This is a genomic window from Streptomyces sp. NBC_00271 (assembly GCF_036178845.1).
GTDB lineage: Bacteria > Actinomycetota > Actinomycetes > Streptomycetales > Streptomycetaceae > Streptomyces.
Window position 1 is genome coordinate 5,590,418 of the sequence record NZ_CP108070.1, and the last position, 13,429, is coordinate 5,603,846.

At 72.0% G+C, this 13,429-nt stretch carries 13 protein-coding genes and 1 pseudogene; 5 read left to right on the forward strand and 9 right to left on the reverse strand.

Annotation, left to right across the window (positions count from 1 at the left end; genetic code table 11):
- Positions 1-25 precede the first annotated feature (25 nt).
- A complete protein-coding gene (locus OG798_RS25510; protein WP_054235190.1) occupies positions 26-292 on the reverse strand; it encodes a DUF4031 domain-containing protein in 267 nt (88 codons plus the stop codon).
- Positions 289-684, reverse strand: a complete 396-nt coding sequence (locus tag OG798_RS25515; protein WP_095853983.1) for a hypothetical protein — start codon at positions 682-684, stop codon at positions 289-291. The genes OG798_RS25510 and OG798_RS25515 overlap by 4 nt, the downstream gene beginning before the upstream one ends.
- A gap of 55 nt (positions 685-739) precedes the next feature.
- Here OG798_RS25515 and OG798_RS25520 point away from each other — a divergent pair, with 55 nt between their 5' ends.
- From OG798_RS25520 to OG798_RS25535, 4 genes are all read left to right on the forward strand, one after another.
- Positions 740-1,663, forward strand: a complete 924-nt coding sequence (locus OG798_RS25520; protein ID WP_095853982.1) for a MurR/RpiR family transcriptional regulator — start codon at positions 740-742, stop codon at positions 1,661-1,663.
- A gap of 153 nt (positions 1,664-1,816) precedes the next feature.
- On the forward strand, positions 1,817-2,767 hold the full coding sequence (murQ, locus tag OG798_RS25525; RefSeq protein ID WP_267062187.1) for an N-acetylmuramic acid 6-phosphate etherase: 951 nt from the start codon (positions 1,817-1,819) through the stop codon (positions 2,765-2,767).
- A gap of 16 nt (positions 2,768-2,783) precedes the next feature.
- Positions 2,784-4,268: a PTS transporter subunit EIIC gene (locus tag OG798_RS25530; RefSeq protein WP_328757727.1), complete on the forward strand. Its 1,485-nt coding sequence runs from the start codon at positions 2,784-2,786 to the stop codon at positions 4,266-4,268.
- Positions 4,265-4,852 carry a hypothetical protein gene (locus OG798_RS25535; RefSeq protein ID WP_067371811.1) on the forward strand — a complete coding sequence of 196 codons (588 nt, stop codon included), beginning with the start codon at positions 4,265-4,267 and terminating at the stop codon, positions 4,850-4,852. The genes OG798_RS25530 and OG798_RS25535 overlap by 4 nt, the downstream gene beginning before the upstream one ends.
- A gap of 26 nt (positions 4,853-4,878) precedes the next feature.
- Here the strand turns inward: OG798_RS25535 and OG798_RS25540 are convergent, their stop codons facing one another.
- The 6 genes and pseudogenes from OG798_RS25540 to OG798_RS25565 form a co-directional block, all read right to left on the reverse strand.
- Complete coding sequence (locus tag OG798_RS25540; protein WP_267062188.1) at positions 4,879-6,207, reverse strand: phosphoribosyltransferase family protein; 1,329 nt, start codon at positions 6,205-6,207, stop codon at positions 4,879-4,881.
- Positions 6,194-7,385, reverse strand: a pseudogene (locus tag OG798_RS25545) (CapA family protein). Before OG798_RS25545 ends, OG798_RS25540 begins: the two are co-directional and overlap by 14 nt.
- A gap of 9 nt (positions 7,386-7,394) precedes the next feature.
- Positions 7,395-8,927: a subtype B tannase gene (locus OG798_RS25550; RefSeq protein WP_328757728.1), complete on the reverse strand. Its 1,533-nt coding sequence runs from the start codon at positions 8,925-8,927 to the stop codon at positions 7,395-7,397.
- A gap of 247 nt (positions 8,928-9,174) precedes the next feature.
- Positions 9,175-9,849 carry a hypothetical protein gene (locus tag OG798_RS25555; protein WP_267062189.1) on the reverse strand — a complete coding sequence of 225 codons (675 nt, stop codon included), beginning with the start codon at positions 9,847-9,849 and terminating at the stop codon, positions 9,175-9,177.
- Positions 9,846-10,361 carry an RNA polymerase sigma factor gene (locus tag OG798_RS25560; RefSeq protein ID WP_267062190.1) on the reverse strand — a complete coding sequence of 172 codons (516 nt, stop codon included), beginning with the start codon at positions 10,359-10,361 and terminating at the stop codon, positions 9,846-9,848. The genes OG798_RS25555 and OG798_RS25560 overlap by 4 nt, the downstream gene beginning before the upstream one ends.
- A 40-nt stretch (positions 10,362-10,401) precedes the next feature.
- On the reverse strand, positions 10,402-10,773 hold the full coding sequence (locus OG798_RS25565) for a MerR family transcriptional regulator (RefSeq protein WP_121415751.1): 372 nt from the start codon (positions 10,771-10,773) through the stop codon (positions 10,402-10,404).
- Positions 10,774-10,832: 59 nt separating this feature from the next.
- Here OG798_RS25565 and OG798_RS25570 point away from each other — a divergent pair, with 59 nt between their 5' ends.
- Positions 10,833-11,765 carry an NAD(P)-dependent oxidoreductase gene (locus OG798_RS25570; protein WP_267062191.1) on the forward strand — a complete coding sequence of 311 codons (933 nt, stop codon included), beginning with the start codon at positions 10,833-10,835 and terminating at the stop codon, positions 11,763-11,765.
- Positions 11,766-11,778: 13 nt separating this feature from the next.
- Here the strand turns inward: OG798_RS25570 and OG798_RS25575 are convergent, their stop codons facing one another.
- A complete protein-coding gene (locus OG798_RS25575; RefSeq protein WP_438948388.1) occupies positions 11,779-13,314 on the reverse strand; it encodes a carboxylesterase/lipase family protein in 1,536 nt (511 codons plus the stop codon).
- Positions 13,315-13,429: the final 115 nt, after the last annotated feature.

Genomic DNA, 13,429 nt, shown 5'->3' on the forward strand with positions numbered 1-13,429 from the left:
CGCCGGGACGGGCCGACCGGTCCGCCTACCGACCGACGTACTTGCGCCGGCGCAGCCCCGCCCCGTACAGCAGCCGCACCACCTCGCGGCTGCTGACCTCCACCGCCCCGGCGCGCACGGCGTCCGCGTACCGGTGGGAGGGCAGGTCGTAGTGATCGCGCTCGAAGGCGCGCGGAGGTACGCCCAAGTCCGCGGCGAACAGGTGCAGTTCGTCGTACGAGACGTCGCTGACCAGGTGCGACCAGAGCCGCCCGTGCCCCGGCCAGGCGGGTGGGTCGATGTAGACGGTCACGAGGACGGCATCTCGCCGGTCGCCGACCCCAGGCATCCCACGGACGCGACCTTCACGCCCGCCTTGTGGCAGACCCAGTGCGGATCGGGCCCGAGTTCCGGCTCGACGTCGAGGGCGTGCGGGTCGCCCGAGCCGCAGACCGGACACAACGGCCACCGCCCGTACCGCTCCAGCAACGCGTCCTGTACGTCCTGGGCGACGAGCCCGGCCACATAGCCGACGCCTTCCGGCCACTGTTCGACCCACCATCGGCGCTGCACCACCGAGTCCTCGACGAGCGAGACGACATCCGCTTCGGCGACCTCACCCGCGACGAGATCGGCGAGTACGAGGGCGCGGGCCGCGTGCAACGCCTGCTCCAAGGGGCTGACGGGACGGCTGGTGGGGTCCATGCACCCATTGTGCGCACCCTTGACCGCATACCCCAGCAGAAAATATCTTTCACAAGTGACCCCAAACGTGAAGGAAATTTTCGCCGGTGAGGCTCCGCCCGCTCCCGCCGCCCTCGCGGCCAAGGTGCGGACGCTCGCCCCGTCGATGACCCGCTCCATGCAACGGGTCGCCGAGGCCGTCGCCGGCGACCCGGCCGGCTGCGCGGCTCTCACGGTCACCGGCCTCGCCGAGCTCACCGGCACCAGCGAGGCCACGGTCGTGCGCACCGCCCGCCTGCTGGGCTACCCCGGCTACCGCGACCTGCGCCTCGCGCTCGCGGGCCTCGCCGCCCAGCAGCAGTCGGGCCGCGCCCCCGCCGTCACCGCGGACATCGCGGTCGACGACCCCATCGCGGACGTCGTCGCGAAACTCGCGTACGACGAGCAGCAGACCCTCGCCGACACCGCGGCGGGACTCGACACGGTCCAGCTGGGCGCGGCCGTCACCGCACTCGCCGCCGCCCGCCGGATCGACATCTACGGCGTCGGCGCGTCCGGCCTCGTCGCCCAGGACCTGGCCCAGAAGCTGCTGCGCATCGGACTCATAGCCCACCCGCACAGCGATCCGCACCTCGCCGTCACCAACGCGGTGCAGCTGCGGGCCAAGGACGTGGCGATCGCTATCACCCACTCCGGCTCGACGGGCGACGTCATCGAGCCGCTGCGGGTCGCCTTCGAACGCGGGGCGACGACGGTCGCGATCACCGGCCGTCCGGACGGGCCCGTCACGCAGTACGCCGACCACATACTGACCACGTCCACGGCCCGCGAGAGCGAGTTGCGTCCCGCGGCGATGTCGTCGCGCACCAGCCAGTTGCTGGTGGTGGACTGTCTGTTCGTGGGGGTCGCCCAGCGGACGTACGAGACGGCGGCGCCGGCACTGTCCGCGTCGTACGAGGCGCTGGCGCACCGCCACAGTCCTCGGGGCCGTATGCGGTAACGCTCCGCCGGGAGCCTGGGAAAACTGGATGCCGTCGTCACGCTGCGGGCCGAATGTGGCTGGTCGCGCCCACGCGGCGGAGCCGCATATGTCCGCAGCCCCGCGCCCCTGAAGGGGCGCTTTACCACCCCGCGTTGAAAAGAGCCGTTCGTCATGACCTCCTCCACCGCCGACGCCTCCTCCAACCACCACTCCCTGCGGGCCGAGTTGGAGACGTTGACCACTGAGGCGTTCCGTCCCGAGCTGTCCCAGATCGACCGGCTGTCGACGCTGGAGATCGCGAAGATCATGAACGCCGAGGACGCGACCGTGCCGACGGCCGTCGCGACCCAGCTGCCCCGCATCGCCGCCGCGATCGACGCCGTGGCCGAGCGCATGTCCCGCGGCGGCCGGCTGATCTACGCGGGCGCGGGCACCGCGGGCCGCCTCGGCGTGCTGGACGCCTCCGAGTGTCCGCCCACCTTCAACACCGACCCGTCCGAGGTCGTGGGCCTGATCGCGGGCGGCCCGAGCGCCATGGTCACCTCGGTCGAGGGCGCCGAGGACTCCAAGGAGCTGGCCGAGGCCGACCTGAAGGAGCTCTCCCTGACCCCCGACGACACGGTGGTCGGCGTCTCCGCCTCCGGCCGCACCCCGTACGCCGTCGGCGCGGTCGAACACGCCCGTGCGCGCGGCGCGTTGACGATCGGCCTGTCCTGCAACGCGCACAGCGCGCTGGCCGCCGCGGCCGAGCACGGCATCGAGATCGTCGTCGGGCCCGAGCTGCTGACCGGCTCGACCCGCCTCAAGGCGGGCACGGCGCAGAAACTCGTCCTGAACATGCTCTCGACGATCACGATGATCCGTCTCGGCAAGACGTACGGGAACCTGATGGTCGACGTCCGCGCCTCGAACGAGAAGCTGCGGGCCCGCTCCCGCCGTATCGTCGCCCTCGCGACCGGCGCCTCGGACGAGGAGATCGAACAGGCCCTCGCGGCCACCGACGGCGAGGTGAAGAACGCCATCCTCACCATCCTCGGCGGCGTGGACGGGCCCACGGCGGCCCGCCTTCTGGAGGAGAGCGACGGCCATCTGCGCGCGGCGCTCGCCGCATCGACGGGCTGACCAGCACCCTCGGGGAGTGCGCACAACCAACGACCTCACCCCCCATGCCGCCACGGCCGCCGCGATCCTCCCCCTGGTCGGCGGCGCCGCCAACGTCACCTCCGTCGCCCACTGCATGACCCGCCTGCGCCTGGGCCTGCGGGACCGGACACTCGTACGCGAGGACGCTCTCCGGTCCCTGCCCGCCGTACTGGGCGTGGTCGCGGACGACGACAGCTACCAGATCGTCCTGGGGCCGGGCGCGGTCGCGCGGGTGGCCCCCGAGTTCGAGGCACTCGTCGCCGGCACGGCCGGTGCGCCGGTCACCGGCACGGCCGACGCGCTGGCCGCACGCGGAGCCGAGTGGAAGGCGGCCCGGCAACAGCGCAACGCGACCGCCCTCAAACTCCTCCTCCGCCGGATCGCGAACATCTTCGTCCCCCTGATCCCCGCCCTGATCGGCTGCGGAGTCATCGCGGGCCTGGGCGGCCTGCTGGTCAATCTGGGGTGGCTGCCCTCCCTCACCCCCGCCCTCGCCGCGATCGCCTCCGGCTTCATGGCCCTGATCGCGGTGTTCGTCGGCCACAACACGGCGAAGGAGTTCGGCGGCACCCCGGTCCTGGGCGGCGCGGTGGCGGCGATCGTCGTGTACGCGGGGGTCGCGAAGGTGACGGCCTTCGGCATGACCCTGGCGCCGGGCCAGGGCGGGGTACTCGGCGCACTGGCCGCCGCGCTCCTGGGAACGTACGTGGAGAAGTGGTGCCGCCGCTGGGTCCCCGAAGCCCTCGACGTCCTCGTCACCCCCACCCTCACCGTGCTGCTCACCGGCCTGGTGACGCTCTACGTCCTGATGTACACGGCAGGCGAGCTGTCGACGGCCATCGGGACGGGCGCGAACTGGCTCCTCGACCACACGGGCGTCTTCGCGGGCCTGGTCCTGGGCGGCCTGTTCCTCCCCCTGGTGATGCTGGGCCTGCACCAGGCCCTGATCCCGCTGCACACCACCCTCATCCAGCAGCAGGGCTACACGGTCCTGCTCCCCGTCCTGGCGATGGCGGGCGCCGGGCAGGTCGGCGCGGCACTCGCGGTCTACGTCCGCCTCCACCACGACGAGTCCCTCCGTACGACGATCAGATCGGCGCTGCCCGCGGGCCTCCTGGGCGTCGGCGAACCCCTGATCTACGGCGTCTCGCTCCCCCTCGGCCGCCCCTTCGTCACCGCCTGCGCGGGCGGGGCGGCGGGCGGCGCCTTCGTCGGCTTCTTCTCGATGCTCGGCGACAAGATCGGCTCCACGGCGATCGGCCCCTCGGGCTGGGCGCTGTTCCCCCTGCTCAAGGGCACGGGCGGACTGGCCCTGACGGCGGCGGTCTACGCGGGCGGGCTGCTGACGGGGTATGCGGTGGGCTTCGCGGCGACGTACTTCTTCGGCCTCGCAAGGACGGTCGGGGGCACTGTCAGTGGCGTGTGCGATTCTTCGAAGGAGGGGCAGGACACCGACCCGGGAGGGAATCCACCACCGTGAACCACGCACAGCTGACCGCCCTCGGCCGCGCCCTGCGCGTGCTCGGCGAGCACGGCGACGCGCTGAACGCCGACACGCCCGACGCGAAGCTGCACGAGGTGAAGGCCGACCTGAAGCGGGCGCTGGACCTGCTGGAGGAGACGGTGACGACGGCGGTGCCCACGACGCGCTGCGCCGAGCACCCCAATGGCCCGGTGGACGAGGGCGCCGTCGACCTCTGTCTGCTCTGCGAGACACGGCGGCGCACCGCCCGCCGCACCGAGGTCAACGACGCCTTCCCGCAGGGCCGCCCCGGCGGCGCCGACGAGGCACCCGAGCGCACGATGTCCCGGTACGGCGTGCGGGCCGACCGCCCCCAGCCCCAGCAGCGCTGGCTGCCGGAGGTGTGGACAGGGCAGGCGTGGCAGCTGTGCGGCACCCCGCGCCGCGACCGCGTCGAGGCGGAGCGGTATCTCGCCGCGGAGCGCCGCACCCCGCGCCCCGGCATGGCCTACCGCCTGGTCCACGAGTTCACGGACTACGAGGTGCTGCGCATCTGGGGCACACCGGTGAAGGTGGACATCGAGCCGATGGGCAACCTGTAGCCGATCCGGCCCCCTGGGTCATTGCGTCAGGCGAGATGTCTGCTGAACCAGTCCGTGGCCAGCTCGGTGACCGATTCCAGGGTGCCGGGTTCCTCGAAGAGATGGGTGGCACCGGGGACGACGGCCAGCTGATGCTCACAGTTCAGGCGCGCCGCGGCCTGCCGGTTGAGATCCAGTACGACGTGGTCACGGCCTCCGACGACGAGCAGCGTCGGAGCCTTCACCTCCGGCAGCCTGGCGCCGGCCAGATCCGGCCTGCCCCCGCGGGAGACGACTGCCGCGACGTCCGCCGCGGGCTCCGCCGCGGCCCACAGCGCGGCGGCGGCGCCGGTGCTGGCACCGAAGTATCCGAACTCCATGCCCTGGATGCCGGGCTGCTCACGCAGCCATGCGGTCGCCTGGATCAGGCGGCGGGCGAGCAGCGCCGTGTCGAACACGTTGTCCCGGTTCACCGCCTCGGCCTCGGTGAGCAGATCGAACAGAAGGGTGCCGAGACCGGCGCGGTTCAGCCCGGTGGCGACGAAGCGGTTGCGCGGACTCTTCCTGCTGCTGCCGCTGCCGTGGGCGAAGAGGACGACCCCGGGGGCGCCGCGGGGTACCGTCAGCCGCCCGTCGAGCGCGGCGCCCGTGGCCGGTATCCGGACCTCCCCGTCATAGGGCGGGGGAGCGTGCTCCGGGGAGGCGCTGCCCGCGGCCGGCGGTGCGTCGAACGTGGCGTGCGCCGCGCGGTTGTGCTCCAGGCAGGCGATGACCTCCTCGTCGCTCGTCTGCCCGAAGTCCGTGTAGAACTGGCCGATCGCGTAGAACAGCCGGGGGGTGTGCAGACAGACGCCTTCGTCCGCCGCGCCTCCGAGGCGGGACGACCAGTCGTGCGGCGCCACGGGTACCGCCAGCACGATCCGTGACGCGCCGCGGGCGCGTGCGATCCGGCAGGCAGCGAGCGCCGTGGAGCCGGTCGCCAGCCCGTCGTCCACCACCAGGACCGTCCGTCCCTCGTACCGGGCCGGCTGCCGCTCCCCCCGGTAGCGGCGGGCCCGCTGCTGCAGGACGCCGCGCTCGTGTTCCTCCACCGCCGCCAGCGCACGGTCCGTCACACCCGTCCCCCGCAGCACCTCTTCGTTGATGACGCGGACGCCTTCCTCCCCGATGGCGCCCATGGCCAGCTCCGGCTGGAAGGGCACCCCCAGCTTGCGCACGAGGCAGACGTCGAGCGGGGCGCCGAGGGCCTCGGCGACCTGCGCGGCGACCGGGACGCCGCCGCGGGGAAGTCCCACGACCACGAGGTCCTGGCCCTTGAGGTGGTGCAGCCGGGCGGCGAGCTGCCGGCCCGCGTCGGTTCGATCAGCGAAGTACATGGTCGCCTCCCGGGGTGAGGTGAGCTCCTCGAGTCCCGAGTGAAGTAGTCCGGTCCGGACGGTCCGGAGCCGGGCGGACGGTGAGGGTGCCGTCCGGGTCGAGTTCGACCCGTGAGCCGTAGGCCCGGCTGATCCGGCTCAGAACGTCCCGCACCCATCGCGAGTCCTCGACCGTCGCGTGCTCCAGCCGCATCCGCCGGGAACGCATCGGGACGACGCGCACATCGTGGAACCTGCCGTCGACCGGGTCCACGGTGACGAAGTACAGCAACCGGAGATCGTCCCGGTACTCCTCGTAGCCGCCGATGCCCTCGTAGTCGTTGATCAGGTCGCCGCAGCCGTGGGTGATGAGCTTTCCCCGGTACGACTCCAACGGCCGCGGATGGTGCGAGGAGTGCCCGTGCACGACGTCCGCGCCGCCGTCGACGAGCGCATGGCCGAAAGCGGACCTGGTCACGCGGGACGAGGTAGCCCCAGTTGGATCCCCAGTGGACCGAGACGACCACGATGTCGCCCGGCCGCTTGGCCGGCCGCAGCCGGGTCGCGATCCCGGCCGCGGCGGCGTCCGACGGCTCGGCGACGAAGTCGACCCCGCTGCGCTGTGCCGTGGCGGCCCAGCCGCGGGGTATGCCGCTGGAGGCCACCCCCACGGAGAAGACCAGTACGCGCCGACCGCCGGTGACGGGGACGATCGCGGGACGCCGGGCCTCGTCGGCGTCCCGCCCCGCTCCCGCCGCGCGAAGACCCGCGTCCGCCAGGGCGTCGAGGGTCTCCTCCAGCCCTCGGCGGCCGTAGTCCAGCACATGGTTGTTGGCCAGGGCACAGGCGTGCGGACGGGCGGCGGCGAGGGCGGGCAGGTTGGCCGGGTGCATCCGGTAGTGGATCTCTTTGCCGGGCGCGGCCTCGTCGTTGCGCGTGACGGCGGTCTCCAGGTTGAGGATCCTGGCGTCGGGGGCCACCGCGGCGAGCACGTCCAGCGCGTCGCCCCAGGGCCAGGTGAAGCCGGCCGGGCGGGGAATCACGCCGTTCGCCGCCTCGGCCAGCTCCACATAGGCGCGGGCATCCTTGACGTACGACTCCCGCAGCTTCGGATCGCCGGGGTGCGGAAGGATCTGGTCGACTCCCCGGCCGAGCATCACATCACCGGCCAGGAACAGCGTGACGAGGCCACCGCCCATACCTCCAGGCTAGAACCTGTAGCCCGACACCGTCGCGATCCACTTGACGAAGTCGCCCGGGTCGTTGTCCGCGCCGTGGCCGGCGTCCCAGTAGTACGAGGTGTCGACGTCGTCGCCGAGGTTCTTCAGGCGGGCGGCGAGGTTGCCCGCCACGGTGAGCGCGGTGTCGCTGTCCTTGGTGCCGAGGCGGATCCACCAGTGCTTCGACCGGTGCTCGTTGACCCTGTCCACGAGGTGGTACATCGGGTTCATCAGATGGAGCTTCGCGGGGATGTCACTGTCGAGGCGCGCGCTGGCACCCTCTTCGTGGCGCAGGCTGTAGAGGGTGAAGTGCCGGTTGGCGGTGGTCCCCGTACCGAACTCGTTGTTCTCGGGGGCGGACAGGTCGAAGGCGTCGAACGCCGGGGTGTTCTTCTTGCGGGCGCCCACGTGGGTGAGGAAGTCGGCCCAGGAGAAGGCCGCCCGGCCGCCGGACCACGTGATGAACGAGTTCGCGGCCAGATAGGTCGCGCGGTCCGCGGCCGACAGCGCCGCGAGGTACTGGGTGGCCGACGGTTCCAGGTGGGTCCTGACCAGGTACTCGTCGAGGTTGCGCGCCGTAAGGGTGCCGAAGCCCTTCGCCGTCAGCCTCAGGGAGGCGAGATAGTCGCCGTACGCGCTGCTCAGCGCCTTGGAGATGGTCTGGTCGACGGCCGAGCCGCTGCTGAGCAGGTTGGCGCCCCAGTTCCACTCGTACGCCATGTCGGCGTGTTCGAGATCGGTGATCGGGCACCAGGCACCGGTGGCGAAGATGGCGTCGCTCGCGTCGGCCGCGCCCAGCTCCCGCAGGTAGGAGTCGTAGACCGGACTGTCGCCGGACGCGCCGAGCAGCGAGGACAGCGCGCCGCCCGCGCTGACTCCCGCGGAGACGATCCGGTCCACGTTGCCCGGGATGCGCCCCTTGTTGAACTTCACGTACCGCACCGCGGCCTTGAGGTCGACGATGGCGGCGGGAGCGGTGCCGTAGTACGTCCCGCTGGAGTCGACCAGTGACCGCCCGCGTGCGCCCGGTTCCACGACGACGTACCCGGCGGCGAGTGCCAGCTGCTGGCGGCTCGCGGCGGAGTCGGCGTGCGCGCTTCGTCGTTCAGCGGGCCCGCCCGGGCCGCCGGGGCCCATCCCACCGCCCGCGCCGATGCCGGTGGCGTTCGCGACGGACGACGGCATGTAGCCGCCGACCTGGTTGGCGAAGAGGATGGGAGCGCCGGACGCGTCCACGACGCTCCCGTCGATCTTCACCGGAACGCTGACGTTGAGGGACTGATAGGTGGCGTCCACCGGGGTGGCCACGTACGAGGCCACTTTGTAGAAGTGGTAGACGACCTCGTGGGCGGTGCCGGTGGTGTCCGTGATGCTGGTGGTCAACTCCGTGTAGCTGCTCGGATCGAAGACCAGGGAGGAGTCCGTGGACGCCGCGGACGACGCCGCGGACGTTCGGCTCGCCGCCCGCGCACCAGAGGCGAACCCGACCGCCGGCACCGCGGCACCCACGGTGAGCCCCATGACCACTGTCCCGCGCTTCACTGACTTCGCGACCATCTCCTATCTTCGCGGCTCGTTCGAACAACGAGCCCCCAGGACAACAGCCGTTTCTTAAGCCTTCCTTTGCGTCTCCAGTGACGGCACCGGGATCCGGCCACCGCCCTGACCAGCCACAACCACGGTCACCTTGCCGTGCCGACCTCCAAACCGAAGCAATCGCCCACAAAATTGTCAGCAATTTTGGCGCGATCTGACGCCCTCGGTACCGTCAAGGCGTCAGCTTCAGGGCCTTGACCACTCCCGCGCTCAGGGTGACGTCGTTGTCGGCGCCGGCGACCGCGTGCCCGCCATCGACCCCGTACACGCCCTGGGTGGTGTTGACCGGGGTGAAGCGCCCGCCGTCCAGCTCGTCGAGCAGCAGGACGTACTCCTTCCCGGCGGCGAGGTCCGCCGTCTCGGGCCCGGATCCGGGTGTCGTATAGGCCAGCTCGATCCTGCCGCCCGTCGGGGACGTGCCCTTGGCCGTCGCCAGCACCTCAGCCGTGGCGACGGTCTCGGTGAGGCCGTCGGACGTCTCCTCGTGCCCGGCGCCCAGCCGCGCGCGGACGATCAGGACCGAAGCGGACTCCAGCTCGGCGGTCGTCCTGAAGTACGGCTCGTCCGCCATCGGGCCCCCGCCGCCCCCGCCGGGCTCCTTCGGGTCGTTCAGGGCGAAGACGGCGACTCCCGCGACCACCGCGGCGGCCGTACAGGCGACGGCTGCCACGAGGACCCCCCGCCGTGACGGCCTCCGGGCCGGTCCCCGCCGCTTCGTCTCGACGGCCTCGACCAGGTCGGACCCGATCAGTTCGGCGAGTTCGTCCCGCGCACGCGCCGACATGCCGTTCGTGGGCGGATCCGGCACCGGATTGACGTGCTGGACAAGGGATTTCACGTTGATCATGCCGACTCCTCGGATGAGAGGGACGCGGGTGAGGCGTAACCGTCGCGGAAGGCTTCGCGGGCGCGGTGCAGCCGGACCCAGACCGCTGGGCCACTGCATCCGAGGACCTCGGCGGTCTCGGCCGTGCTGAGGCCGTCCCAGTAGCGCAACAGCAGGACATCCCGGTGTCGTTCGGGAAGCCGTTCGAGGGTTTCGAGCACCACGGAGTCCTCCGCGGACGCCGGCGCACGGTCCAGTTCGTCGGTGATGCGCCGGTGCAGCTCGGTCAGCCGGGTCGTGGCGCGGTGGTGATTGCTCAGCAGATTGCGCGCGGTGACGAACAGCCAGCCGGTGGTCACCTCCGTGCCCCCGAGCGCGCGTTCCCAAGCGATCCGGAAGACCTCGGCCGTGAGCTCCTCCGCCGCATCGCGGTCACCCACCCGCCGGTGCACGAAGGCGGACACACGCGGGTGGTCGCGGACATACAAGGCCGTGAACCGTGCGGCGCGTTCACGGTCGGTCGCGGTCTTCATGTTCTCCACACCCTGTAGATGTCATGAGCCCGGCATTTCCTTACACGCGCCGGAGGTCTTTCCAGAGAGGGCGGCCGACGAGGGAGTCGAGGATGTCGCGCGCGGCGGTCAGGTCGTCGATCGCCGCCGTGATCCGCCCGCGCTCCTGCGCGAGTCCTTCGATGAGCTCCGGGCACTTGCCCGCCAGGACGACGGTGTCGTCCTCCACGCAGGGCACGATCTCCGCGATGACGGACGTGCCGAGTCCGGCGGAGATCAGGACTTGGATGCGCCGCACGGTCATCACGTCCCGCTCGCCGTACTCGCGATATCCGCTCGGCAGTCTGGTCGGCGACAGCAGCCCCTGCTCCTCGTAGTAGCGCAGGGCCCGCGGGCTGGCACCCGTACGCCGTGAGAGTTCACCGATCCTCATGAGGCCGAGTCCAACAGGGACTTGACTCTCACGTCAACGTGAATGTCTAGCGTCCAAGCATGACCTCATCCACGCAGGACACCACCCGGCCGTACCCCGACCCGTCCGCCCCGCCCGCTCCCGTCACCGTCCTCGGCCTCGGCCCGATGGGCCGCGCCCTGGCCTCCGCCTTCCTGGCGGCAGGTCACCCGGTGACGGTGTGGAACCGCACGCCAGGCCGGGCCGGCGACCTGCCCGACCGGGGTGCCGCCGTCGCCGGGTCGGTGGCGGACGCGGTGGGTGCCGGGCGGGTGGTCGTCGCCTGCCTGCGGGACTACGACGCTGTACGGGCGGTGCTGGAGCCGGTCGCGCCGGCGCGCTGGGAGGGGCGCCTGCTCACCAACCTCACCAGCGGGGCGCCGGCCCGAGCCCGCTCGATGGCGGACTGGGCAACCACGCACGGCATCCGCTACCTGGACGGCGCGATCCTCACCCCCACCCAGGTCGTCGGCACGGCGGCCGCCGCCGTGCTCTACAGCGGGGCGCACGAGGTGCACGAGGCGGTACGGGACACGATGGCCGCCGTGGGCGGCACCGGTAGGTATCTCGGTGCCGATCCCGGCCGGGCGGCGGCATACGAGGTGGCGCTCCTCGACCTGTTCACCACGTCGGTGTACGGCGTCGCGCACTCCTTCGCCCTCGCCTCGGCCGAGGGCATCGCACCCGACGACCTCGCCCCGTTCGCCATCGGGATCAGCGGTCTGCTGTCCGAGATGATCCCGCGGTTCGCCGGTCAGCTGCGCACCGGCGACTACCCCGGCGAGCGCTCCACGATCGCCTCCGCGGCGACGACGATCACCCACCTGATCGACGCGGCCACCGCCCACGGCCTGGAGGTGGGCGCGCTGACCGCGGCGAAGGGCGCCGCCGACCGGGCCGTCGCCGCCGGCCACGGACCGGACGGACTCCCACGCCTGGCCACGGTCCTGCGCACCGAGAAGCCGGCCGGTTGACGTACCCGAGCCCTCAGCCGATCAACGGCAGCGCCCCGAAGTCATGGTGCTCCCATAGCCGGCGCGAGGTCTCATGCGGATACGCGGTGACGACCGACTCCGTGTCGAAGACCTGGGTCGGCCGCCGCTCGGTGTCGTACGCGGGCCAGCCCGGGTCTCCGGTCGTGGCGAACGCCGTCCAGGCCGTGCGGAAGCGGGACGACACGGCCTCGGCCTCCGGGGACGAGCCGACCCCGGCGAACAGCATCAGGCCGAGGTCGGCGGTGAAGGTTCCGAACAGCAGCGGTATGTCGAGGCCGTGGCAGGCACCCAGCGCGCCTCCGTAGGCGGGCGCGGGCCAGGCCAGCTCGTAGACGTGCGCGCGGCCACCGCCCGCGATCTGCGCCTCGGCCAGGCGCAACGAGGGCATACGGAACACCGCGTCGGAGTGCACCCACTCGTAGAGCTCCTCGGGAGAGGCGTCGGGAAAGGCGGCGCGGTAGGCCCGCTCGCCGTCAGCCCCGAAGCCCGGTCCCGGTCCGAAGGTGTGCAGTGCCGCCGTCGCCTGCTCATCCGTGATCGTCCCGAGTTGGCCGCCCAGCGCGGCGAACAGCCGGTACTCGTTCCGTGTGTGCCCGACGATCAGTTCCACGTCCCGTGCCGAGCCGGCCGCCAGCGCCTGCCAGGGGGCGGTCGGCAGTACCTCTCCGTCGACGACGGGCGAGAAGGCGGTCAGCGTGTGGGCGACCATGCCCCACCTGTCCTCGAACTCCCGCATCTTGGGCCCCAACGCCTCGCCCACGGCGGTCAGTCGGCGGGGATCCACCGAGGACAGGTCGGCGGCCGTCGGGCGCAGGGCCGCCTCGGCGGCGATGGCGGCGGCGATGTCGCGGGCGAGGCCGTCGGAGAAGAAGGGGCCGGGCACGCTCTGCGCGATCGCCCGACCGAACAGCCCGGCCGCACTGGGCATGGCCAGCAGCGAGGCGACGGACCCGGCGCCCGCGGACTCGCCGAAGACGGTGACCCGGCCGGGGTCGCCGCCGAAGGCCGCGATGTTCTCCCGTACCCATTCCAGGGCCGCGACCTGGTCGAGCAGCCCCCGGTTGGCGGGGGCTCCGTCGATCCGGGCGAAACCCTCCACGCCGAGGCGGTAGTTGAGGGTGACGACGACCAGGTCGCCGTCGCGGGCGATGCGGCGGGCGTCGTATCCGGGGCTGCCGGAGTGGCCGAGCTTGTAGGCGCCGCCGTAGATCCAGACCATCACCGGACGGCCGGCGGCCGGGTCCGGGTCGGGCGTCCAGACGTTCACGGTCAGCCAGTCGTCGCCCATGGGCGCGTCGATCACCCGGGTACGGCCCTGGAATCCCGACTCCTGCGGGGGCGGCGGCCCGAAGGCGAAGGCGTCGCGGGTGCCGTCCCAGGCGGTCACCGGACGCGGGGCGGCGAACCGCGCGTCCCCCACCGGCGGTTCGGCGAACGGAATGCCCCGGAAGACCACCAGCCCGTCCTCCCGGCGACCACGCACCGCACCGGCGTGGGTGCGCACCACGCTCGCTCCTACTGACGTCACGACGGCTCCCTGGGTACGGGTGGACCGGAACGGGTCCTTGAGGGAACAGCGTGCTACGAAACAACCAGGCGATCACCCCCTGGGGATGGGGAGGTGACCGCCTGGATGCGATTTC

Bases quoted from the DNA above. Each gene is read 5' to 3' on its own strand.
- OG798_RS25515 (WP_095853983.1), bottom strand. From the start codon at position 684: ATGGACCCCACCAGCCGTCCCGTCAGCCCCTTGGAGCAGGCGTTGCAC.
- OG798_RS25540 (WP_267062188.1), bottom strand. From the start codon at position 6,207: ATGTACTTCGCTGATCGAACCGACGCGGGCCGGCAGCTCGCCGCCCGG.
- OG798_RS25555 (WP_267062189.1), bottom strand. From the start codon at position 9,849: ATGATCAACGTGAAATCCCTTGTCCAGCACGTCAATCCGGTGCCGGAT.
- OG798_RS25570 (WP_267062191.1), top strand. From the start codon at position 10,833: ATGACCTCATCCACGCAGGACACCACCCGGCCGTACCCCGACCCGTCC.
- OG798_RS25560 (WP_267062190.1), bottom strand. From the start codon at position 10,361: ATGAAGACCGCGACCGACCGTGAACGCGCCGCACGGTTCACGGCCTTG.
- murQ (WP_267062187.1), top strand. From the start codon at position 1,817: ATGACCTCCTCCACCGCCGACGCCTCCTCCAACCACCACTCCCTGCGG.
- OG798_RS25565 (WP_121415751.1), bottom strand. From the start codon at position 10,773: ATGAGGATCGGTGAACTCTCACGGCGTACGGGTGCCAGCCCGCGGGCC.
- OG798_RS25550 (WP_328757728.1), bottom strand. From the start codon at position 8,927: ATGGGGCTCACCGTGGGTGCCGCGGTGCCGGCGGTCGGGTTCGCCTCT.